Source organism: Bradyrhizobium sp. Ai1a-2 (genome assembly GCF_000426245.1).
In the GTDB taxonomy this organism is placed as follows: domain Bacteria; phylum Pseudomonadota; class Alphaproteobacteria; order Rhizobiales; family Xanthobacteraceae; genus Bradyrhizobium.
On record NZ_AUEZ01000015.1, the window covers coordinates 83,525 to 104,303 of the forward strand.

Here is a 20,779-nt window from a genome sequence, read left to right on the forward strand (position 1 = left end):
TATCTACCGCCTCCAGAGCTTCGGTTCTGATTGAATCAGTACCGAACCTCTCGACTCTTGTTTTGACGCGTTTCCTTCACGCGAACCGGTATCCACTTCGCTCGAAAACGCTCTGGTGTCGCCAGATTGTCGCATGGCGCTGTTATCCGCATTTCAGAGGGGCGCATAGCTGATTCTGTTGGGACCGTTGGCTGCGACGAATCGTCATCGCCCTGTCACAGGGATTTGTTAGGTGCACAGGTATGGGAAGCGACTCTTTCAGTGAAGAGAGCCCCGAGCGGCGCTTTCGCACGTTGTTTATCTCCGATGTCCATCTCGGAGCCCGCGGGTCGCAAGCCGACCGATTGCTGGATTTCCTCCGCTCTCACGATGCCGACACGATCTACCTCGTTGGCGACATCGTCGACGGCTGGGCGCTGAAGTCGAGCTGGTACTGGCCCCAAACGCACAACGACTTTGTCCAGAAGATGCTGCGCAAGGTACGCAAGGGCGCCAAGGTCATCTACATCCCCGGCAACCACGACGAGTTCCTGCGCAAGTACTACGGCACGCATTTCGGCGGCATCGACGTGATGGAGAACACCATCCACACCGGCGTCGACGGCAAGCGCTACCTCGTGATCCACGGCGATATCTTCGACCTCGTGGTGCAGAATGCGCGCTGGCTCGCCCATCTCGGCGACAAGGCCTACGACTTCGCGATCCAGATGAATCGCTTCGTCAACTTCTTCCGCCGCATGTTCGGCGTCCCCTATTGGTCGCTGTCGCAATGGGCCAAGCTGAAGGTCAAGAAGGCGGTCAACTATATCGGCGCGTTCGAAACCACGCTCGCGAGCGAAGCGCGCCGCCATGGCTGCGACGGCGTGATCTGCGGTCATATCCATTATGCGACCATCCGCGACGAGCACGGCATCCGCTACATGAATTGCGGCGACTGGGTCGAGAGCTGTACCGCGCTCGCCGAGCATGAGGACGGCCGCTTCGAGATCATCACGTGGACGGATCCGGTCCGGCGGATCGCTCCGGTTCCACGGGTCACGGCGCGCGCTGCATGACAAAAATCCTGGTCGCGACCGACGCATGGCATCCCCAGGTCAATGGGGTGGTTCGGACGCTGACCATGATGGCCGAGGCTGCAAAGGGCCTCGGCGTTGAGATCGTGTTTCTTACCCCGCAATCGTTCCGCACCTTTGCGATGCCGAGCTATCGCGATCTTCGGCTGGCCTTGCCGAATCCGGCGGCGATCGCCGCGCTGATCGAGCAGGACAAGCCTGACAGCATCCATATTGCCACCGAAGGTCCGATCGGGCTGTTGGTGCGCCGCTATTGCCGCAAGCGCGGCCTGCCGTTCACGACGAGCTTTCACACCCGCTTTCCCGACTATGTCGCGGCGCGTTCGTCGATCCCGGAAAACTGGGTCTGGTGGCTCCTGCGCTGGTTCCACCGGCCGAGTCAGGCGGTGATGGCGGCGACCCCGGCACTCGCCGCGGAACTGCGCTCGCGCGGTTTTCGCAACGTGGTGCTGTGGTCGCGCGGGGTCGATACCGCGCTGTTCCATCCGCGCCATGCTGACCTCTGCCTTCCGGCACCGGTTTTCCTGAGCGTCGGCCGGGTGGCGGTCGAGAAGAACCTGGAAGCCTTCCTCGACCTCGATCTGCCGGGCACCAAGGTCGTTGTCGGCGACGGGCCGGCGCGGCCGGCGCTGGAGCGGAAATATCGCGACGCCGTGTTCCTGGGCGCACGGCACGGCGAGGAATTGGCGCGCATTTACGCCGCTGCTGACGTGTTTGTGTTCCCGAGCAAGACCGACACCTTCGGCCTTGTGCTGCTGGAGGCGCTGGCCAGCGGCCTGCCGGTCGCCGCTTTCCCGGTGGTCGGTCCGCGCGACGTGATCGGCAGCGCGCCCGTCGGCGTCCTGAGGGATGACCTCCGCGAGGCCTGCCTGGAGGCGCTCAGCATCCCCGCGCAGGACTGCATCGACTTTGCCGCGCGCCACACCTGGCAAGCCTCTGCGCGCGTCTTTATCGACCACGCCCTCAACCTCCGGCCGGTCGAGCCTGAATCGGCGCCCGAGAGCGAGCCGGCCGAATTCGTGGCTGAGGACCCGCATTTCGCGGCGTAACTTCACACAGAAGCGTCTTGCCGGCCTGTCCGCGGCCGCGTTACAAAGCCGGGATGACCGAAATCATCACAAATCCACCCATCGGCGCGGCTGATATCGAAGCCGCTGCAAGGGTTGTCGCGCCGTTTGCGGTGCGCACGCCGCTTTTGTCCTTTCCCGTCCTCAACGAGCGCGCCGGGACCAAGGTTTTCCTGAAGCCGGAAATGCTGCAGCGGACTGGCTCGTTCAAGTTCCGCGGCGCCTTCAACAAGCTGTCGTCGATCCCGCAGGCCCAGCGCGGCGGCGGGGTCGTCGCATTCTCCTCCGGCAACCATGCCCAGGGCGTGGCTGCGGCGGCGAAGATCCTCAACATGCAGGCAACCATCGTGATGCCGGCGGACTCGCCCATCACCAAGCGCGAGCGCACCAAGTCCTATGGCGCCGAGGTCGTGTTCTATGACCGCGACCGCGAGGACCGCGAGGCGATCGCCAATGGCATCGCGAGCAAGCGTGGCGCGACCCTGGTGCGTCCCTACGACGATCCCTTCGTGATCGCCGGACAGGGCACCGCAGGCCGCGAAATCGCAGAGGACATGGCCGCGCTTGGGCTTACGCCTGATATCGTGGTGGCGCCGGCCTCCGGCGGCGGGCTGATCGCGGGCGTCGCGACCGCTGTGAAGGCCAAATTTCCGCAAGCCCAGGTGATCGTCGCCGAGCCGAAGGGCTATGACGACCACGCGCTGTCGCTGCAGGCAGGGCATCGCGAACCGCATCCCGCCGCCGCGCGCACCATCTGCGACGCACTGATGGCGGCGATGCCAGGCGAACTCACATTTGCGATCAACAGCAAGCTGCTGGCGGGTGGCGTGTCGGCCTCCGACGAGGAAGTCGCCGCTGCCGTTGCGTTCGCCTATCGCGAATTGAAGCTGGTGGTCGAGCCCGGCGGCGCCGTTGGCCTTGCCGCCTTGCTCGCCGGCCGCATCGACGCAAAGGGCAAGAACGTCGTCATCGTTCTCTCCGGCGGCAATGTCGACGCCGACCTGTTCGCCAAGCTGGTGGCCTGAACAAGGCCGAGATTCTGTAGCCCGGGTGGAGCGTAGCGCAACCTGGGCCTCCTGTAGACGTCGATGCAGAGCTCCCGGGTTACGCTGCGCTCCACCCGGGCTACAGCGCTGAACATCGGTTCGGCGCCTGCGCAATCAGCGCATGAAGGCGCGGCGTCCAAATCCCTGGCCCTGACCACCCTTGCGGCGGATCGAAGCTGCTGACAATGTTTGATTGGCGCAAGGTCGGAGGAATCCAGGATGGGGGACGGCTCCGGGCAAAAGGTTGCAACGGTCATCATCGCCGTCGTGCTCGTCGGCGCGGCGGCATCCCAGGCGAGGAGTGTGCTGGCGCCACTGGCCGCGGCGCTCTTCATTATCGCGATCGTCTGGCCGGCGCAGAAATGGCTGCAATCATGGATGCCAAAACTGGCAGCGCTCGCGATCACCATGCTCGTCACGGTGGCGGTCTGCCTTGCCTTCGCTTCGCTGGCGGCATGGGGCTTTGGCCGCGTCGGCCATTTCCTCGTCGCCGATGCGGGGCGGTACCAGACATTCTATGAACGGGCCGTGGTGTGGCTCGATGGCCATGGCATCGAGGTTGCAAGCCTCTGGGCCGAGCATTTCAATGTCGGCTGGCTGCTGCGCGCGACGCAATACGTCACCGGCCGCGTCAACACCACGCTGAGCTTCTGGCTGATCGCGCTGGTCTATGTCGTACTGGGGTTACTCGAGGTCGAGGACGCCAAGCGAAGAATCGACAGATTGGAGAACGCCACGGCGACGCGCGTATTGTGCCACGGCAGTGCGGCGACCGCCGCCAAATTTCGGAAATATCTGCTGGTGCGCACGCAGATGAGCGCCGTCACCGGCCTTCTGGTCGGCCTTTTCGCCGGCGTTACCGGATTGCCATTTGCATTCGAGTGGGGCGTGATCGCTTTCGTGCTCAACTACATCCCCTTCATCGGCCCGTTCATCGCCACGCTGTTTCCCACGCTGCTTGCCATGACGCAATTCGAGAGCTGGCCGGCGGTGTTCGGCGTCTTTGCCTGCCTCAACATCATCCAGTTCGTGGTCGGCAGCTATGTCGAGCCGCGCGTCGCCGGCAACACGCTGTCGATCTCTCCATTCATCGTGCTGTTCGCGATCTTCTTGTGGACCTTCCTGTGGGGCCTGTTCGGGACCTTCATAGGTGTGCCAATCACGCTTGCGCTTCTCACCTTCTGTGGCGAACATCCGTCAACACGGTGGCTCGCCGAGCTGCTCGGCGGACCGGCGGATGCTAAGCGGGCGAAACTCTAGATTTTTGCCTTGAAGCGCTTTCCTTTCGCGATGGAAAACGCTCTAGCTCCCCGCAATCTCCACCCTCTCGGGCTCGGCAAGGCAGAGCGTCCCATCGGGTCCGCTTGCCAGCCGGTGGATGTAGAAATGGGTTGGCGCATCATCGGCGGCATTCATCACTGGCGAGGGCGCGGAGATGATCTTCAATGCGCCGCATGCGCCGATCCAATCGATGTGGCGGTGACCGTGCATCATCACGACGCGATCGCCGAAGGCTTGCAGCCTGCGGACGAACCAGCTTCCATTGATCAATGCCGTCCCAACCCGCTCGGAGAACTTCGTCGTCGGCGTGGGATATTCCACGACGTGGTGGTGCAGCGCGATGATCCAGCGTGCTCGCGGAAAATAGGCCATCGCGGCCTCCAGCCGCCGTACCTGTTCGAAGGAGACCAGTCCGAGCGCGTTGGTGAAGGAGAAGTGGGTTTCGGCATTGGAGTCGAGGATGGCTATTCCGAGGCCGTCCTGTTGCTCTGGAGGCAGGATCATCGGGAACTGGTCCTCGTATAGCCGGCCCAGCCCGGCGGCCTGACGCACGCCGCCGCGCTCTGCGAACGCAACGATCCGTTCGCGATGCGGAGTGAGCTCCTCGTCCAGCGTGGCCGCGACTTTGCCTGACTTGTCGATGACTCGCACCCGATTGCCTTGAATGGCCGATATCGCTGACAGGCTCCGCATTTGCCTGAGCCGCTTGCCAGGGCTGAACGGCAAGTCGAGCCGGGCCGGATTGGCCCGATCGACGATGTTCACGTCATGATTGCCCGGCAGCACGATGGTCCGTGCGGCAAGATCGGGATGCTCTGACAATGCGTCGAGGAACTCAGCCCATTCGCTCGCACGTCCCGCATCCGTCATATCGCCGCTGATAAGCACGTGATCGAGCGGATCGGCGGCATGAATGGCGGCCAGACGAGCGAGCACGGCGGCGAGGCGTTCATTGCCGCGCGGGCCGGCGCGCCCGCATTCAATGCGGAAGCCATATCGCTCGCCGACGACATGGACATCGGACAGATGCGCAACACGCCAGATGCGGGCATCGGATCGAGGGATATCGAAGGCGGCGAGATCGGCCGGTTGATCCATGCTGGCATCGGCAAAGCCCCAGGCCAGCGAGGCAACGGCGAGATAGCAGGACACCAGCACGATGGCATTGGCCAGCGTCGTCGTCACAAGATGATGGACCAGGGCCAGATCGATCAGGCCAGCAGTCCATCGCGAGGCCGGCCAAACCAGGATCGCGATCAACGCTGCGCCAGCGCCCAACAGGATGCCGGCGCCGAGCGAACATGCGCGGCGCAGTCGCATCCGCAAGGCGGGAGTCAAACTGTTCGGCCAGATCCGTTCCGTCAGATGGCGCAGTGCCTCGCGGCAGAACGCATAGCTCGGCTGCACCGCGAGCGCGTTGAGCGACCAGAAACTGGTTTCGACGATCCGCAGCAGCGGCCGCCAGGCGAACCATCCGAGCGCGACGATCACAATCAGCATCAATGCCGCGCCGATTTCCGTCAGGACCAGGATCTTTTCGGACAGGATTGAAAGCCACGCTGAAGCCAGGAGCGGCGCGAGGCCGAGCAGCACGGCCGGCAAGAGGAGCAACGTCGTCCACGCGAACAAGAGCTTCGGCAGGCTGATCTCGACGAGCAGGCTGCCGGCGATAGCGAGCAGCGAACGCTGCCCGGGGCTGGCGGCATCGTCCTCGACGTCGCCGAGGCGGGGATCAAGCATCAAGCGGCGCTGAATGCTCGAAGGTTCGTCCGCCGATGTCGACCGCGTCATGATATGAGCCCGCCGCTTGCACCTGTCGCCAGGATCGACTTTGCGTGCGCCGCTTCACTCGCAGCCGGCACAAAGTGCATGGACGCTAGCAGCCGCACATGTCTGTGCTATCGGTTTTAGCACAGGTCTTGTAACGACACATCGGCCGCGGGCGCGAGTCTGCTCGCGCAACGGCGATACCCGTGATTCACGAGAAGAACGCGATCTTCTCAGCTTGGCTCATGCGGCGGATCGGCGCCAGCGGGTCGTTGGCGGTGGCGCCGGGCTTCTTGATGATGCCGCTCGCAATGATCGTGGAGCCGAGCGAGATTTCGACCGGAAGTTCCGGCGGCGCGGCGAACGTAGGCTGCGGCGGAAGCTCTACCTGCGGTTCCGGCAGCGCGGCGACAGGCTCTGCCGCCTCCGTCGCGATTTCCGGCGCGGGTGCTGCTTCCTGTTCAACAACTGGTACTCGGGCGATCGTTGCCGTGGCGTCCTCAACGTCGAACGCGTCGGGCGCGCCCATTTCCATCGCGATCATGTCGAGCACAGCCTCGTCATGAGCGTCGGCGGCCGCCTCATCGGTGGCGCGCGCGAGCTCAATGGCTTCGGCTTCCGCCAGCGCCGCCTCGGCAACGGCGAGCGCAGCTTCCGCATCTGCGACGGTGATGGTCTCTTCCGCGGCTTCCGGCTCGGGAGGCGCGGCGACCGTCTCTACGACCGCTGGCGCCTCAGGTGGAGCTTCGACCTCCACCGTGTGAAGGGGGCGCTCCTCGTGAAGGGAACGCTCCTTCGCGGGGCTCTCCGGCGCAGGCGAGGGTGCCACCGGTGCTTCGGCGCTCGGCGCGGGCGTCTCGTCGGATTCGGAGAACTGGGCGAGGCGTTGCACGATCGGTGCGAAGGCGGCATCCAGCGCGGCCTTCGCGTCCTCGGATGAAATCTGCGCGGCGCCGTTCTCGATCGCGACGACCTGGGAGTCGATGAGGTCGCAGATGCGCCCGTCATTGCCGATCTCGCGCAGCCGCCATGCGATCTCGCGGATCACCCGCGCGCCCTTGCGCACCGGGGCGAGCTTCTGCTCCAGCCCCAAGCCATCGAGCGCTTCGGCCGCAGATGCCTGCGCAGCCTCCACCGCATCGCGGATCGCGGCGATGGCCTCGGCGACCGCCGGCCCCCGATCGGGTTCGACCACCTGCTTCTGCGCGGCAAGGCTTTCCTCGAGCCGGGCCACCGCATCCAGCACCAGGCGGGTATCGGCGTTGCGGTTGCGCTTGGCATATTCGGCGAGAAACCAGCGGCCTCGCGCCGTCTCCATGAAGGCTTCGCTGATCGCGTGGTAGTCATCCTCGCCCGGTTGCATCGGGCGGGCTGTGATCGGCGAAAGGGCGAATGCTTCGTTGGCCATGCAAATCTCGTCGCGCAAATCACGGCACGCTGCGATAACGAACACCACGATATCACGCGAATCGCAATTGGATTGATGGCTTCCGAATCACAAATTCCTGCAGCGCCGCAAGTGGATGCTAAGCGATTCGCGGCTCGCCTCGGAGCCTTTTACGGGACCATGTTCGGGATGCTCGGCACCTATCTGCCGTTTTTCCCGGTCTGGCTGAAGGCAGTGGGGATCGAGGCGTCCTGGATCGGCATCATCACGGCGGCGCCCGCGGTGACCCGATTCACCGTGCTGCCGCTGATCACCGGACTAGCCGAGCGGCGGCAGATGCTGCGGCCTGCCATCACGATCACGGCGGCCGCGACCGCGCTCGGATTTGCCCTCATTGGCACCCAGCACCAGGCGCTGCCGGTATTCCTGGTCTTCGTCGTCACCTGCTGCCTGTGGACGCCGACGGCGCCGCTCACCGACGCCTATGCGCTCCGCGGCGTGACGCATTATGGCCTGAGTTATGGGCCGCTGCGGCTGTGGGGATCGGCGGCCTTTGTGGTCGGTGCGCTCCTGTGCGGCTTGCTGGTCGATGCGGTCGCAGCGGAGTACCTGATCTGGATCATCGCTGCCGTGGCGGGGGTCAGCGCGCTCACCAGTCTGGGCTTGCGGCCGCTCGAGGTCGCAAAGAGGGCCGAGACTGCACACCGCAGCGGCAGCGCACTGCTGCGCGATCGCGGCTTTCTTGCGATCATCGCGGCTTCCGCGCTGATCCAGGGCAGCCATGTCGCCTATTACATCTTTTCCTCCATCGTCTGGAAGCAGGCCGGCCTCGGCGGGCTCACCATTGCAGCGCTGTGGTCGCTTGGCGTGCTCGCGGAAATCGTGCTGTTTGCGGCATCGCCGCGCTTCACGCTGCCCTCGGCGATGCTGGTCGTGATCGGTGCACTGGCTGGGGTCGCGCGCTGGGTGATCACCGCACAGGAGCCGTCGCTTCCGATCCTGGCCGTCGTGCAGCTCACGCATGGGCTGACCTTCGGCCTGACGCAGGTCGGCATCATGGGGCTTTTGGTGCATCAGGTGCCTGGACACATGATGGCGCGCGGGCAGGGCTATCTCGCCGCCTGCAGCGGCATCGTCTCAAGCGGTACTTCGATCCTGTGTGGCCTCGTCTATGCCCGCTATGGCCAGGGCGTCTATTACCTGATGGCCGCGATGGCAGCGTCAGGTGCACTCATCATGTGGCTGGGACAGCACCGGATAGCGTTTTCAAGCGAAGTGGGTACCGGTTCGCGTTAAGAAAACGCGTCAAAAAGGGGCTCTATCATCCCCACAGCGCGGCCTCCGGCGGATAGACGAGGCTGCCGTCGTAATGCAGCCCATTGTCGCGGTCGTGCGCGAGCAGCAGCGGACCATCGAGATCGACAAAGCGCGCGCGCGGCGTCAGCAGCATCGCGGGCGCCATGGCGAGCGAGGTCGCGACCATGCAGCCGACCATGATGTCGAAGCCGAGCGCCTGCGCCGCGTCCGCCATCGCCAGCGCTTCGGTCAGGCCGCCGGTCTTGTCGAGCTTGATATTGACCGCGTCGTAGCGGTCGCGGAGCCCCTCCAGCGAGGCGCGTGCATGCACGCTTTCGTCGGCGCAGACAGCAAGCGGCCGCTTGATCCGCGCCAGCGCCGCATCCCTGCCCGCCGGCAGCGGCTGCTCCACCAGCGTGACGCCGGCGTCCGCGCAGGCGGCGAGGTTGTCGGCGAGGTTGTCCGCCGTCCAGGCCTCATTGGCGTCGACGATCAGTTCGGCATTCGGCGCCGCCCTGCGTACCGCCTTGATGCGCTCGGGATCGCCGTCGCCGCCGAGCTTGATCTTGAGCAGCGGCCGGTGCGCGGCCCTGGCGGTCGCTTCCGCCATCGCCTCCGGCGTTCCCAGCGAGATCGTGTAGGCGGTGGTGCAGGGGGCCGGCGCGCCGCGTCCGAGCAGGTTCCAGATCCGGCTGCCGGCCCGCTTGGCCTCGAGGTCCCATAGGGCGCAGTCCAGCGCATTCCGCGCGGCGTTTGGCGGTATTTGCGTCTGCAGGGGCTGCCGGTCCATCCCGGCTGCAAACGGCTCCTTCAGCGCCTGGATAGCCCCTAGCGTCGCCTCCGGCGTCTCGCCATAGCGCGGGTAGGGCACGCATTCGCCGCGGCCGGTCAGCCCATCCAGGCTGACCTCGGCCACGACGGTGACGGCCTCGCTCTTGGCGCCCCGGCTGATGGTGAAGGCGCCCGCGATCGGCCAGCGCTCGAGTGTGGCGGCAAGGTGTCGCGCAGGGGGCGCGGATCGACTGGAAGTCATTTCAAAATCTCGCAATTTCTGGACCGTGCGCTTGCGAGGCGCTACCAACTATGGCTGGTTAGCGCCAGATTCTACAAGGCAATGCGGCGTTCGAATTCTGACCTTTCGAACGAGGGATGGGCATTTTGAACGGCGACCGGACACTGGAACGGATAGCACAAGGCGACGGCCTTGCCCTGTGCGCCGTGGGGCCCTGGACGGCCCGTTTCGCGCCCGTGCTGGAGCGCATGGTGGCCGATGCAGAAAAACTCCGCGGCACCCGTCCCGACATCTTCATCGACGTCTCCCAGGTCTCCAAGCTCGACACCTTCGGCGCCTGGCTGATCGAGCGTCTCAGGCGCAGCCTGAGCCATGGTGGCGGCGAGGCGATCATCGCCGGCCTCTCGGAAAACTATTCGAGCCTGGTCGACGAGGTGCGGCGGGTGAGGGAAACGCCCGATATCGAGACCAGCCCGGTCTCGATCACGGCCATGCTCGACCAGATCGGCCGCACCGTGGTCGGCATCGGCGGCACGATCATCGGATTGGTCGACATGCTCGGCGCCGTGCTTGTCGCAAGCGGGCATGTCCTGGTTCGTCCGCGCTCGTTCCGCATGACCTCGACCATCCACCATCTGGAGCAGGTGTGCTGGCGCGCCGTGCCGATCGTGGTGCTGATCACCTTCCTGATCGGGTGCATTATCGCGCAGCAGGGCATCTTTCATTTCCGCAGGTTCGGCGCCGACATCTTCGTGGTCGACATGCTCGGCGTGCTGGTGCTGCGCGAGATCGGCGTCCTGCTGGTGGCGATCATGGTCGCGGGCCGCTCGGGCAGCGCCTATACCGCCGAGCTCGGCTCGATGAAGATGCGTGAGGAAATCGACGCGCTACGCACCATGGGGTTCGATCCGATCGAGGTGCTGGTGCTGCCTCGCATGCTGGCGCTGGTGCTGGCGCTGCCGATCCTTGCCTTTCTCGGCGCGATGGCCGCGCTCTATGGCGGCGGCCTTGTCGCCTGGCTCTATGGCGGTGTCGATCCGGAAGCGTTCCTGCTGCGGCTGCGTGACGCCATCTCGATCGATCATTTCATCGTCGGCATGGTCAAGGCGCCGGTGATGGCGGCGGTAATCGGCATCGTTGCCTGCGTCGAGGGGCTTGCGGTGCAGGGCAGCGCGGAATCGCTCGGCCAGCACACGACGTCATCGGTGGTGAAGGGCATCTTCTTCGTCATCGTGATGGACGGCGTGTTCGCAATCTTCTTCGCGTCGATCGGGATGTGACCATGATGGTGCAGCCCATTTCCGACGCCATCATCCGCGTTCGCGACATCACGGTGCAATTCGGCAGGACCCGCGTGCTCGACGGCCTCGACCTCGATGTGAAGCGCGGCGAGATCCTGGGCTTTGTCGGTCCCTCCGGCGCCGGCAAGTCGGTGCTGACGCGCACCATCATCGGGCTGGTGCCGAAGGTATCAGGACACATCGAGGTGTTCGGTATCGACCTCGATGCCGCCAGCTCCGGCGAGCGGCGCCGGGTCGAACGGCGCTGGGGCGTCCTGTTCCAGCAGGGCGCGTTGTTCTCCTCGCTCACCGTGCGGCAGAACATCCAGTTTCCGGTGCGCGAATATTTGAAGGTCTCGCAGCGGCTGTTGGACGAGATCATGGTGGCGAAGCTCGTGATGGTCGGGCTGAAGCCGGAGGTCGCCGACCGCTACCCTTCCGAGCTCTCCGGCGGCATGATCAAGCGTGTGGCGCTGGCGCGCGCGCTCGCGCTTGATCCGGAACTCGTGTTCCTGGATGAGCCGACCTCGGGCCTGGATCCGATCGGCGCCGGCGAGTTCGACGAGCTGGTGCGCACCCTGCAGCGCACTTTGGGGTTGACCGTTTTCATGGTAACGCACGACCTCGACAGCCTTTACACCGCGTGCGACCGCATCGCCGTTTTAGGGAACGGTAAGATCATTGCCGCAGGATCTATCGCCGACATGCAGGCCTCGCAGCACCCTTGGCTGCGGCAATATTTCCATGGCAAACGCGCCCGCGCCGTCATCGGCTAGCGCACGATCCCGGCAGGTGGAAACCGGTTTTCGGACAAGATCATGCGCAAGATAAAAGGGTCAGTGACGGTTCCGCTGCGGCGGAGCCTGAGCTTGGACGAGTAGCTGGAGCAATCGATGGAAACCCGGGCGAACTATGTCCTGATCGGCGCCTTCACGCTGGCGGTGATCGCGGCTGCGTTCGGCTTCGTGCTCTGGTTCCAGAGCCTGCACACCACCAAGCAGCGTAGCCCGTTGCGGGTGATCTTCGAAGGCCCGGCCTCGGGTCTGCGGAACGGTGGTAACGTCAATTTCAACGGTATCAGGATAGGGGAAGTCATCTCGGTCAAGCTCGACAATCCCCGTCGCGTGGTCGCACTGGCGATGGTCGAGAACAACGCGCCGATCCGCAAGGACACCCTGGTCGGCCTCGAATTCCAGGGGCTGACCGGCGTTGCCGCAATCTCGCTGAAGGGCGGCGAGGAGACGGCGCCTCCGGTGCCGATCGACGAGGACGGCATCCCCGTACTGACAGCCGATCCCAGAGCGTTGCAGGACGTCACCGAAGCGATCCGCGCGACGCTGCAGAACGTCAACCGTATCGTCGCCGACAATCAAGAGTCGGTGAAGAACTCATTGCGCAATCTCGAAACCTTCACGGCGGCGCTCGCGCGCAATTCCGAGAAGATCGACAACGTGATGTTGAGGGTCGACGGCGTGATGGGCAAGGCCGACAACCTCATGCTCGGCCTCAACAGCATCGCCGGCGGCGATCGCGGCGGCGACCTGGCAGCGATGGTGAAATCAATCCGCGAACTCGCCGAAGATTTCGACAAGCGCTCCGGCGCACTGATGGCCGACGGCCGCAGGACGCTCGGCGATATCAGCCGTGCCGTGAACAACCTCGACCGGAACCCGACCCGGCTGTTGTTCGGCGCCGGCAGCAGCAGTAGCAGCAACAGCAATGCATCCGAACCGCCGCCGCCGCCGAGGCTGAGGCGGCAGTAGAGGCGGCGGATCGCATGTAGAAGCGCGTCGGATTCCGGGGGCGAAGGCCGGTACAATCGCGCTTGATCTACTGGCCGCTTGCTATCTTCCGTCCACAATATCGACTCCGATCCGTTCTGCGAGGGCAAGCAGGTCCGTGTAGACAGTCACGTCAGCCGACACGCTGTATGGACCTCCATTTGGTACGAGGTCGGCTCCAGCGAGGCGGTCTCCGAAGAGAACGATCGCAAACGCGCGATCATCCTGCCGTGACACCCAATAGAGCCCTTCGGCGCCAGGGCACGTTGCGTGGATGACCTCGGCCCATTTCCGGGTGTCGGGGTACTTGTCTTTCTCAGTATCAATGAGCTCGTTGCGTTGGATGCCGAGCTTCCGGAGTGCCGTTGCGCTCAGGTCAGCCAGATTAAGGTCGCGCTTCGAAGTGAGCTGTGAATAGACCTGACCGGTCAGCTTCCATTTGTCGAACGTCTTCAATCCCGCGCTGAAGGGGATGTCATGGAAGACAGTCTCCATGGCGGCACAATCGAATGTCGTGCCGCCATAGAGCGTGGGGATATTTGCGCCGTCTGAAGCCTTGATCGGACTGAACCGCGCATTGCCGTTCAGGGCCGGGTTAAACTCATTGCTGCCGTAGATTTTACGGTGGATTCGATGAATGACCCGGCCTTTCGGCCAAGTCACTGTCTTCACCAATTTGGCTAGATCGGCAGGCGGTGCCGGCACAACCGATGGCCGAGCCGCCACGCGGCCGGCCCCGGATTTCCTTCTAGCCATGCAGCACGCCGGCTACCTCGTCCTGCGCTGCAGCGACCACGCGCGCGGGCTGGTCTATCAGCAAGTCCTGTGGTCGCTTGCCACCAAGGAAACTATTGACCGAGGCGAACCAGTAAGCGAGGCCCCAGTCGTCCTTCCGCTCGCCGAATACGGCGAGGACTCGCGCCAGGCCTTTGGCCGGGCGATAGTCAGTCGAGGGGTCCAGGGCGTAGCTTGGAAAGTAGTCCACGCCGCGATGGCGCACGGCGAAGATCTGTCTGTCTCTCTTCCATTTATTCGGCTGAGCGCTGGGATTGCTGGCACTAAATCCTGCGATCTCGGCGATCTGAGCCGCAGTTAACCAATCGCCACTCTCGAGCACGGCCTTGCGCGCTTCAGCCGTCATGCGGGCCTCGATCAGCTTGTGCCGGGGAAGGGGGACCTCCGGGACAAGTGCCTCTATTATCGAATGGAGCGCTTCGTCCTGGCGGCGCTCAAGAATGGTTCGGACCAGCGGCGCTAGATTGGCGACCGTCTCCGTGAGTGCTCGGACTGCCGCTTCGTTCCCGTGCTCCAGCGTCAATGCGATGACGCGCTCCGCGTGCAGGCGGCTAAGTCTGGTTCGGACCTGTTCCGGTGTCCCGCTCAATGTTCCGATGCCTGACAGCTCAATGGTTTTGTCAGGTGCGGCCATGGGATTCCATATCCAGCTAGGGTGATCGTGATTATCTATATATCACGATAACCCTTCTCATCAAGGGTTGCGCATGGGTGCCGCCTCGTCGGCCCGGCGGGCATTAAAACAGAAACGGAGGCCGAAGGCCTCCGTTTCTCCATTCGCTATCCGCCACGCGCTATCCGCGGCCTACCCCAATCGTCCCGCCGCATGTGCGAGCAGGGTGTACACCAGCCCCGTCTCAGAGGTGAGGTGGCTGCGCAGCGCCTGCTGACCGCGGTCGTCGCGGGCGACCTCGTCGAGCAGCCGCTCGAACTCGGCGATGTAGCGGTCGACCGTCTGCTTGAAGCCGCGGTCGGAGCGGTACTTGCGGGCGACCTCGTCGAACGCCTTCTGCCCGGCCGGCGTGTAGAGGCGTTTGGTGAACGCCTTGTTCTCGCCGCGCTGGTAGCGGTCCCACATTTCGGCCGCGAGGTTGCGGTCCATCAGCCGGCCGATGTCGAGCGACAGCGATTCCAGCGGATTGGCGGTGGCGGCCTGCGGACGGGGACGCGGCGCTTCGCGCGGTGCGGGGGCGGGCGTCTCGCTGCGGTTGAGCAGGTCCGACAGCCAGCCATCCCGGCCGTTGTCCGGGGGCGTCGCCGGGCTGACCGGCGGCGCCTCGGTACGGCGCGAGGCCGGTGCCGGCACGCCGAGGTCCGGCGGCGGCAGGCTCGATGCGCTGCCATAGTCGCCGCGTACACGGACATCGCTTGCGCGACCGCCGGCGGCAGCGACCACTACGGGCTCGTCCTGGCGCTGCGCGCTGGCCCGGTTATTGGTCGCGACGTCGAGCCCGCGGCCGTGCTGCGCCACGATCCGGTTGAGCTCGGCCAGCGCCTCGATCTGGTCGACGATCACCTTGCGCATCTGCGCGGTGTTCTCCGCGGCCTCCTGCGGCATTTCGAGCACGCCGCGGCGCAGCTCGTTGCGGGTGGTCTCGAGCTCGTTGTGCATCTCGGCCGCCATCTGCTTCATCGACTGCACCATCGCGGAGAACTTCTCCGTCGATTCCTTGAACATCGCATCCGTTTCCTGGGTGCTCTGCTGGTACAGGTCGCTCATCGCATCGATCGTCTGCTGCCGCTCGTTCTCGGCGGCGGAGCGTACGGCCTCGAACTGGCGGCTGATCGCCGCCGAACCGGCGCCGGCAGTCTCCGCCACCACGCGGGCGATGTCGCGGGCGCGCTCCTCGGCAGCGGCCAGCGATTCATCGAGCAGGCCGGTGAAGCGCGACAGCCGCTGGTCGAGATCCGTGGTGCGCAGGTCGATGGTGGTGACCAGCGACTCGAGCGTCGCCTTGCGCTCGGCGATCGAGGAGGTGGTGTTGCGGTTGCTTTGCTCCACCAGTGCTGCTGCCTCGACCAGTGCCCGGCCGTGGGTGTCGAACTGGGTCGACAGCTCGCCGAGGTCCTCCAGCGCCTTCTGGGTCTTGCTGTTGAACACGGTGAGCTGGTCTTCCAGCGTCTGGGTCGCAACGCCGTTGCGCGAGGTGACGTCGTTCATCGCTGAGACGAAGTCGGCGACGCGGGTCACGAGCGCGCGCTCGAGCGAGTTCAGGTTGTCGTGAGCGCCGGTGAGCACTTCCTGCAAGAGGATGTTGCCCTCGCGCAGCCGCTCGAACAGGGCGACCGTATCCGTGCGCAGGATCTTGCTGGTCTCCTGCATCTCGGTGACGGCGGCAATCGAGACCTGGCGCGACTGGTCGATTGCCGCGCGCGAGGAGTGCTCGAGATCCTTCAGCGACTTCGACACCGCGCCGGTGGCAAGATCGCCGGCGGAGGTGATGTTGCGCGCGACTTCGGCGCCGTGGCTCGACATCGTCTGCGCGAAGGTATGGCCGCGCATCTCGATCGACTTCAGCGCGTCCGCGGTGGCGCGATCGATATCGGTGGCGAGCTGCGCGCTCTTGTTGGTGAGTGCCTCCACCAGCGTGCCGCGCCTTGTGTCGACCATCTGTGCCAGCCGCTCGGCCTGCTGCTGCACATAGGTGACGATCTCGTCGGTCTTGCCGGTCATGGTCGAGCCGAACTGGCTGGAAGCGGCGAGCACCGAACGCTCGACGTCGGCGGACGTCGTCTTGACCTTCGAGGAAACCTCGTTGGCGGCGGCGACCAGCGAGCTATGCGCGTTCTGCGCCGAGGTCTGGATCGTATCGGTGGTGTTCGCCGTGACGGCAGTAAGCGAGCGCTCGATCTGGGCCGAGATGACCTGGATCTGATTTGCCGCGTCGGAGGAGGTCGACGCGAACGAGGTCTGCGCCTCACGCGCGCTGCTCAGGATGGCCGCGGCGGTGTCGGCGCCGACTGCGCTCAGCGTCCGCTCGATATCGATCGCCAGCGACTTGGCGTGGTTGGCCGCCTCCGACGAGGCGGTGGCCAGCGTGGTCTGAACCTCGCGGGCGCCTGAGGTGATCGATTCCGCGGTGGCGGCGCCGGCCATGGACAGCGAGCGCTGCATGTCAGCGGCCAGTGCCGTGACGGTGTTTGCGGCTTCGGTTGAAGCGGCAACCAGCGTGTTCTGCGCTTCGCGGGCGCCGGAGGTGACCGACTCCGCGGTGGCCGCGCCAGCCATGGACAGCGAGCGCTGCATGTCAGCGACCAGCGTCTGGACGGTGTTTGCAGCTTCGGTTGAAGCAGCAACCAGCGCGTTCTGGGCCTCGCGTGCGCCTGAGGTCATCGACTCGGCGGTGGCTGCGCCGGCCATGGACAGCGAGCGCTGCATGTCAGCGGCCAATGCCGTGACGGTGTTTGCGGCTTCGGTTGAAGCGGCAACCAGCGTGTTCTGCGCGTCGCGTGCGCCTGACGTGATCGTCTCGGCGGTGGCGGTGCCGGCGAGCGATAGCGAGCTTTGCACGTCGGCGGTAAGCGTTCGTATCAGGTTTGCCGCTTCGGTCGATGCCGACGTGAGCGTGTTCTGAGCCTCTCGGGCACTGTTGACGACCGCCTCGGCCGTCGATGTGCCTGTGGTGGACAGCGAACGCTCCACATCGACTGCGAGCGCCTTCACCTGGGTGGTGATATCGGTCGAGGTCGTGGCCAGCGTGTTCTGGGCCTCGCGTGCGCTGGCAACGACTGCTTCCGCCGTCGAGCTACCCGCCAGCGAGAGCGAGCGTTCGACATCGCCCGTCAGCGACTTGATCTGGCTGGTGATCTCGGTGGATGCCGTGATCAGCGCGTTCTGCGCTTCGCGCGCACCGGCCGTGACGGCTTCGGCCGTGGCGGTGCCGGCGAGCGTCAGCGAGCGCTCGACGTCGACGGCCAGCGACTTCACCTGGCTTGCCGCGTCGGTGGATGCGCTGACCAGCGCGGTCTGGGCCTCGCGTGCTCCCGACAGGATCGAAGCGGCGGTGGTGCTGCCGACGGCCTGCAAGGTGCGCTCGACATCGGTCGACAGCGCCTTGACTTGGGAAGCGACCTCGCCGGTGGCGGCCATCAGCGAGGCCTGGGCGTCGCGGGCGCTGGACAGGATCGAGCTCGCAGCACCGGCGCCGACAGCGGTCAGTGCAGCCTCCACTTCGCCGGCGGTGAGCTTGAGCTGTGAGCCGACGTCGGACGAGACCGTGAGCAGCGACTGCTGCGCGGTGCGGGCGCCGGTCTGGATGGTCTCGCTGGTGTTGACCACCAGGTTGGTCAGCGAGCGCTCGGCATCCTCGACATGCGACTTGATGCCGGAGGAGAGCAGTTCAGCGCGCGCCATCAGCTCGTCGCTGGCCTGGCGTCCGCTGCTTTCGATGCGGCCGGCAACCGCCTCGACGCGGGAGCCGAGCAGGTCCTCGAACTGCGCCACGCGGGAGTCGATATCGCCGGCGATGGCGCCGACGTGGGTCTCGATGCCCTGGTGAATTTCCAGGAACCGGGCCGAGATGGAGTCGGTCAGATGCGCGCTGCGGCCGTCCACGGTTTCGGTGACGGTGGCGATGCGGTAATCGAGCGCCTCGATCGCCTGCGCGGCGCCGTCGGTGAGCGAGGAGGTGAGCAGGCCGAGGCGGGAGTCGATCGACTGGATCGCCTGTGCCGCGCCTTCGGTGAGCGAGGTCGCGAGCATGCCGAGCCGGCCATCGATCGTCTGCGTGACTGAGCTCGCGCGGGTGTCGAAGGTCTGTTCCAGCGACTTCAAACGACCGTCGATCGACTCGTCGAGCCATTTGAGGCGGCCGTCGAGCGAGTTGTCGAGGAAGCCGAGCCGGCTCTCGAGCGAGGCGTTGAGCGTGCCGAGCCGGTTCTCCAGCGAGCTGTCCAGCGTGTTGACGCGGCCACTCAATGTGCTGTCGAACATCGCGAGCTTGCTGTCCAGCGACGAGTCGAGGCTGGTGACGCGGTCGCCGAGCGTGGTCTCGAACTGCAAGAGGCGCTGGTCGAGGGTCGCCGTGATCTCGCCGCTGTTGGAGGTGAGGCGGGCGTCGAAATTGTCGACATAGTCCTTCAGCGTGTTGGCCATGTCCTCGGTGCGCTGACCCATGCGCTCGACGATTTCGCCGCCAAACATCTTCACGGTGCGGTCGAATTCCGCGATGTGGCGGGTGATCAGCGCGCCGAGCGTGCCGGAGTCGCGGGCGAATCTCTCGGCCAGTCCCGAGCCCTGGTTTTTCACCAGTTCGTCGAAGGCGCTCATCTGCAGCGAAAGCGAGTCGTGCGCGGTTTTGGTCTGGCTCACCACCCTGGCAACCAGCGAATTGACGGTGACATCGAGCACTTCGCCCGCCTTGTCGCCGGAGGTGAGGATGTGGCTGGCCAGCCGATTGCCGGCCTCGTCGATCTTGCTGACGAGGTCGCCGCTGCGCAGCTCGAGCTCGAGCAGGAGCGAGTCGGAGGAATTCTTCAGGGAATCGTGCGCCAGTTCGGTGCGCTCGGAGATGCCCTCGACAACGCTCACGGCGCGCTGCTCGAAATCGCCGGTGATGCGATCGATGCGCTCGTTCAGCATCTCATGGACGCGGTCGGCGAGGTCGACGAATTCGTCGTGGACGTGGCCGGTCTTGAAGTTGAGGCTGTTCGTCAGCCGCTCGGAGGCATCGAGCACCGCGCGCGTGGTCTCGGAGCTGGCTTCCTCGAGCCGGTCAAGCAGGTCGCCGCCGCGCTCGCCGAGCGCGAGGATCATGTTGTCGCCGGCATGGCTCAGCGCCTGGGTGATGTGCTGGCCGCGCTCTTCCAGCGCGCCGGTGATGCTTTTTGCAACTTCGTCGACGCGCGAGGCGATCGCGTCCGAGATCAGCGCAATGTCGTGGCGCAGGTCGATCTGCACGCCGGAAATGGCGCTGCGCACCTGCTCGGCCTGTCCGACCAGATTGTCGCGCTGGTGGGCGATGTCCTGCAACAGCGCGCGGATGCGCACCTCGTTGTCGGAATAGGCGCGCTCCAGCGCCGCGACCTCGTTGGCGACCAGCGTCTCGAGTTCGCCGGCGCGTGCGATCGCGCGCTCGATGCCGTCACCCATCGCCGCGACCTCGCGGCGGATCGCCTGTCCGACCGTGACCATGGAATCGCTCGCCGCTCCTTCGGGCTCGGAGAAGCGGATCGCGACCTGCGCCATCGATTGCGCGATCATCCGCATCTCCTGGCCGCGCCAGGCAAGGCTCGCGAGGAAGTGGAACAGCAGCACGGGCGCCAGGAACAGGCAGGCGAGGCCCGCCAGCACCAAGACGCCGCCGCTCTGGCCGATCGCGGCCTGCAGCGAGGACAGGAAGGTCACGGTGAGCAGGGCGCAGCCGACCAGCCAGACGCCGGTGAAGATCGACGCAAAGGTGTAGACGTTGCGGGCAGGGCTGCCCTTCTGCAGCGCCTGCAGGAGCTGTCCGATCGCCTCGCGGTCGTCATTGGCGGCGCGCCGCGGGCCGCGCGGCTCCTCGATCGGTTCGAACACCGATCGCTCGTTGCTCGGACGTGTCTCGAACGGAGTTTCGGGGAAGGGGGTTGCCGGAGCAGGAATGACGGGCGCCGCGGCTTCGCCGCTACTGGTACTGATCACATCGCGGTTGGGCTCGGCACTGCTCTCACCGATGTTCAGGGCCTCCTGAATGGCAGACAGCGCGACTTCGGTGGGATCTTTCACCTTCTTGGGATTGTTCGCCATGTTAAGTCTGAGCCCTCTCAACTATTACGCGTCGGCGATCTTGCGAATATTGTCCCCCGCAAGCTCAAGCCGTCCCGTCCCCGTAAAGCGGTACGCAAGCACGCCCGTCGGCCGCTTGTCCGCTACATCCGGAAACATCCTATTGGCTGAGCGATGCGAATGAAATGGCCGCGATTAAGACATTCTTAATCATCGTTAACAGGTTTGTGCCTTAAGGCCTTCTGCTTACACAGAAATCCCGCGGACTGACGGCCATTGAGGTCCACT

14 protein-coding genes are annotated in these 20,779 nt (G+C 65.0%); 8 read left to right on the forward strand and 6 right to left on the reverse strand.

What is annotated here, in order from left to right; all coding sequences use genetic code 11:
- Positions 1-242: 242 nt before the first annotated feature.
- From K288_RS0113005 to K288_RS0113020, 4 genes are all read left to right on the forward strand, one after another.
- A complete protein-coding gene (locus tag K288_RS0113005) occupies positions 243-1,055 on the forward strand; it encodes a UDP-2,3-diacylglucosamine diphosphatase (protein WP_027579942.1) in 813 nt (270 codons plus the stop codon).
- Positions 1,052-2,122 carry a glycosyltransferase family 1 protein gene (locus K288_RS0113010; protein ID WP_027579943.1) on the forward strand — a complete coding sequence of 357 codons (1,071 nt, stop codon included), beginning with the start codon at positions 1,052-1,054 and terminating at the stop codon, positions 2,120-2,122. Before K288_RS0113005 ends, K288_RS0113010 begins: the two co-directional genes overlap by 4 nt.
- 53 nt (positions 2,123-2,175) lie before the next feature.
- The gene (locus K288_RS0113015) at positions 2,176-3,165 is read left to right on the forward strand and encodes a threonine/serine dehydratase (protein ID WP_027579944.1); all 990 of its coding nucleotides are present in this window, start codon (positions 2,176-2,178) and stop codon (positions 3,163-3,165) included.
- Between the two features lie 240 nt (positions 3,166-3,405).
- Positions 3,406-4,446 carry an AI-2E family transporter gene (locus K288_RS0113020; protein ID WP_027579945.1) on the forward strand — a complete coding sequence of 347 codons (1,041 nt, stop codon included), beginning with the start codon at positions 3,406-3,408 and terminating at the stop codon, positions 4,444-4,446.
- Between the two features lie 42 nt (positions 4,447-4,488).
- Here K288_RS0113020 and K288_RS0113025 read toward each other — a convergent pair whose 3' ends face one another.
- On the reverse strand, positions 4,489-6,258 hold the full coding sequence (locus K288_RS0113025) for a metallophosphoesterase (RefSeq protein WP_051334518.1): 1,770 nt from the start codon (positions 6,256-6,258) through the stop codon (positions 4,489-4,491).
- Positions 6,259-6,445: 187 nt separating this feature from the next.
- Positions 6,446-7,642 carry a hypothetical protein gene (locus tag K288_RS0113030; RefSeq protein WP_027579947.1) on the reverse strand — a complete coding sequence of 399 codons (1,197 nt, stop codon included), beginning with the start codon at positions 7,640-7,642 and terminating at the stop codon, positions 6,446-6,448.
- A gap of 75 nt (positions 7,643-7,717) precedes the next feature.
- Between K288_RS0113030 and K288_RS0113035 the strand changes: the two genes are divergently transcribed.
- The gene (locus K288_RS0113035) at positions 7,718-8,917 is read left to right on the forward strand and encodes an MFS transporter (protein ID WP_027579948.1); all 1,200 of its coding nucleotides are present in this window, start codon (positions 7,718-7,720) and stop codon (positions 8,915-8,917) included.
- A gap of 25 nt (positions 8,918-8,942) precedes the next feature.
- On the opposite strand, the gene dgcA is transcribed toward K288_RS0113035, so the two are convergent.
- The gene (gene dgcA / locus K288_RS45425) at positions 8,943-9,950 is read right to left on the reverse strand and encodes an N-acetyl-D-Glu racemase DgcA (RefSeq protein ID WP_043159760.1); all 1,008 of its coding nucleotides are present in this window, start codon (positions 9,948-9,950) and stop codon (positions 8,943-8,945) included.
- Between the two features lie 125 nt (positions 9,951-10,075).
- Between dgcA and K288_RS0113045 the strand changes: the two genes are divergently transcribed.
- From K288_RS0113045 to K288_RS0113055, 3 genes are all read left to right on the forward strand, one after another.
- Positions 10,076-11,209: an ABC transporter permease gene (locus K288_RS0113045; RefSeq protein ID WP_027579949.1), complete on the forward strand. Its 1,134-nt coding sequence runs from the start codon at positions 10,076-10,078 to the stop codon at positions 11,207-11,209.
- 5 nt (positions 11,210-11,214) lie between these two features.
- Positions 11,215-11,985, forward strand: coding sequence for an ABC transporter ATP-binding protein (locus K288_RS0113050; RefSeq protein ID WP_027579950.1), 771 nt, complete (start codon positions 11,215-11,217; stop codon positions 11,983-11,985).
- 117 nt (positions 11,986-12,102) lie between these two features.
- Complete coding sequence (locus K288_RS0113055; RefSeq protein ID WP_027579951.1) at positions 12,103-12,972, forward strand: MlaD family protein; 870 nt, start codon at positions 12,103-12,105, stop codon at positions 12,970-12,972.
- Positions 12,973-13,053: 81 nt separating this feature from the next.
- Here the strand turns inward: K288_RS0113055 and K288_RS0113060 are convergent, their stop codons facing one another.
- From K288_RS0113060 to K288_RS0113070, 3 genes are all read right to left on the reverse strand, one after another.
- Complete coding sequence (locus tag K288_RS0113060) at positions 13,054-13,653, reverse strand: RES family NAD+ phosphorylase (protein WP_244443138.1); 600 nt, start codon at positions 13,651-13,653, stop codon at positions 13,054-13,056.
- 85 nt (positions 13,654-13,738) lie between these two features.
- On the reverse strand, positions 13,739-14,419 hold the full coding sequence (locus tag K288_RS0113065; protein ID WP_043159761.1) for a hypothetical protein: 681 nt from the start codon (positions 14,417-14,419) through the stop codon (positions 13,739-13,741).
- A gap of 171 nt (positions 14,420-14,590) precedes the next feature.
- Positions 14,591-20,512, reverse strand: coding sequence for a negative regulator of septation ring formation (locus K288_RS0113070; protein ID WP_027579954.1), 5,922 nt, complete (start codon positions 20,510-20,512; stop codon positions 14,591-14,593).
- Positions 20,513-20,779 lie beyond the last annotated feature (267 nt).

Bases quoted from the DNA above. Each gene is read 5' to 3' on its own strand.
- K288_RS0113005 (WP_027579942.1), top strand. From the start codon at position 243: ATGGGAAGCGACTCTTTCAGTGAAGAGAGCCCCGAGCGGCGCTTTCGC.
- K288_RS0113020 (WP_027579945.1), top strand. From the start codon at position 3,406: ATGGGGGACGGCTCCGGGCAAAAGGTTGCAACGGTCATCATCGCCGTC.
- K288_RS0113015 (WP_027579944.1), top strand. From the start codon at position 2,176: ATGACCGAAATCATCACAAATCCACCCATCGGCGCGGCTGATATCGAA.
- K288_RS0113050 (WP_027579950.1), top strand. From the start codon at position 11,215: ATGGTGCAGCCCATTTCCGACGCCATCATCCGCGTTCGCGACATCACG.
- K288_RS0113035 (WP_027579948.1), top strand. From the start codon at position 7,718: ATGGCTTCCGAATCACAAATTCCTGCAGCGCCGCAAGTGGATGCTAAG.
- K288_RS0113070 (WP_027579954.1), bottom strand. From the start codon at position 20,512: ATGGCGAACAATCCCAAGAAGGTGAAAGATCCCACCGAAGTCGCGCTG.
- dgcA (WP_043159760.1), bottom strand. From the start codon at position 9,950: ATGACTTCCAGTCGATCCGCGCCCCCTGCGCGACACCTTGCCGCCACA.
- K288_RS0113030 (WP_027579947.1), bottom strand. From the start codon at position 7,642: ATGGCCAACGAAGCATTCGCCCTTTCGCCGATCACAGCCCGCCCGATG.
- K288_RS0113065 (WP_043159761.1), bottom strand. From the start codon at position 14,419: ATGGCCGCACCTGACAAAACCATTGAGCTGTCAGGCATCGGAACATTG.
- K288_RS0113055 (WP_027579951.1), top strand. From the start codon at position 12,103: ATGGAAACCCGGGCGAACTATGTCCTGATCGGCGCCTTCACGCTGGCG.
- K288_RS0113025 (WP_051334518.1), bottom strand. From the start codon at position 6,258: ATGACGCGGTCGACATCGGCGGACGAACCTTCGAGCATTCAGCGCCGC.
- K288_RS0113010 (WP_027579943.1), top strand. From the start codon at position 1,052: ATGACAAAAATCCTGGTCGCGACCGACGCATGGCATCCCCAGGTCAAT.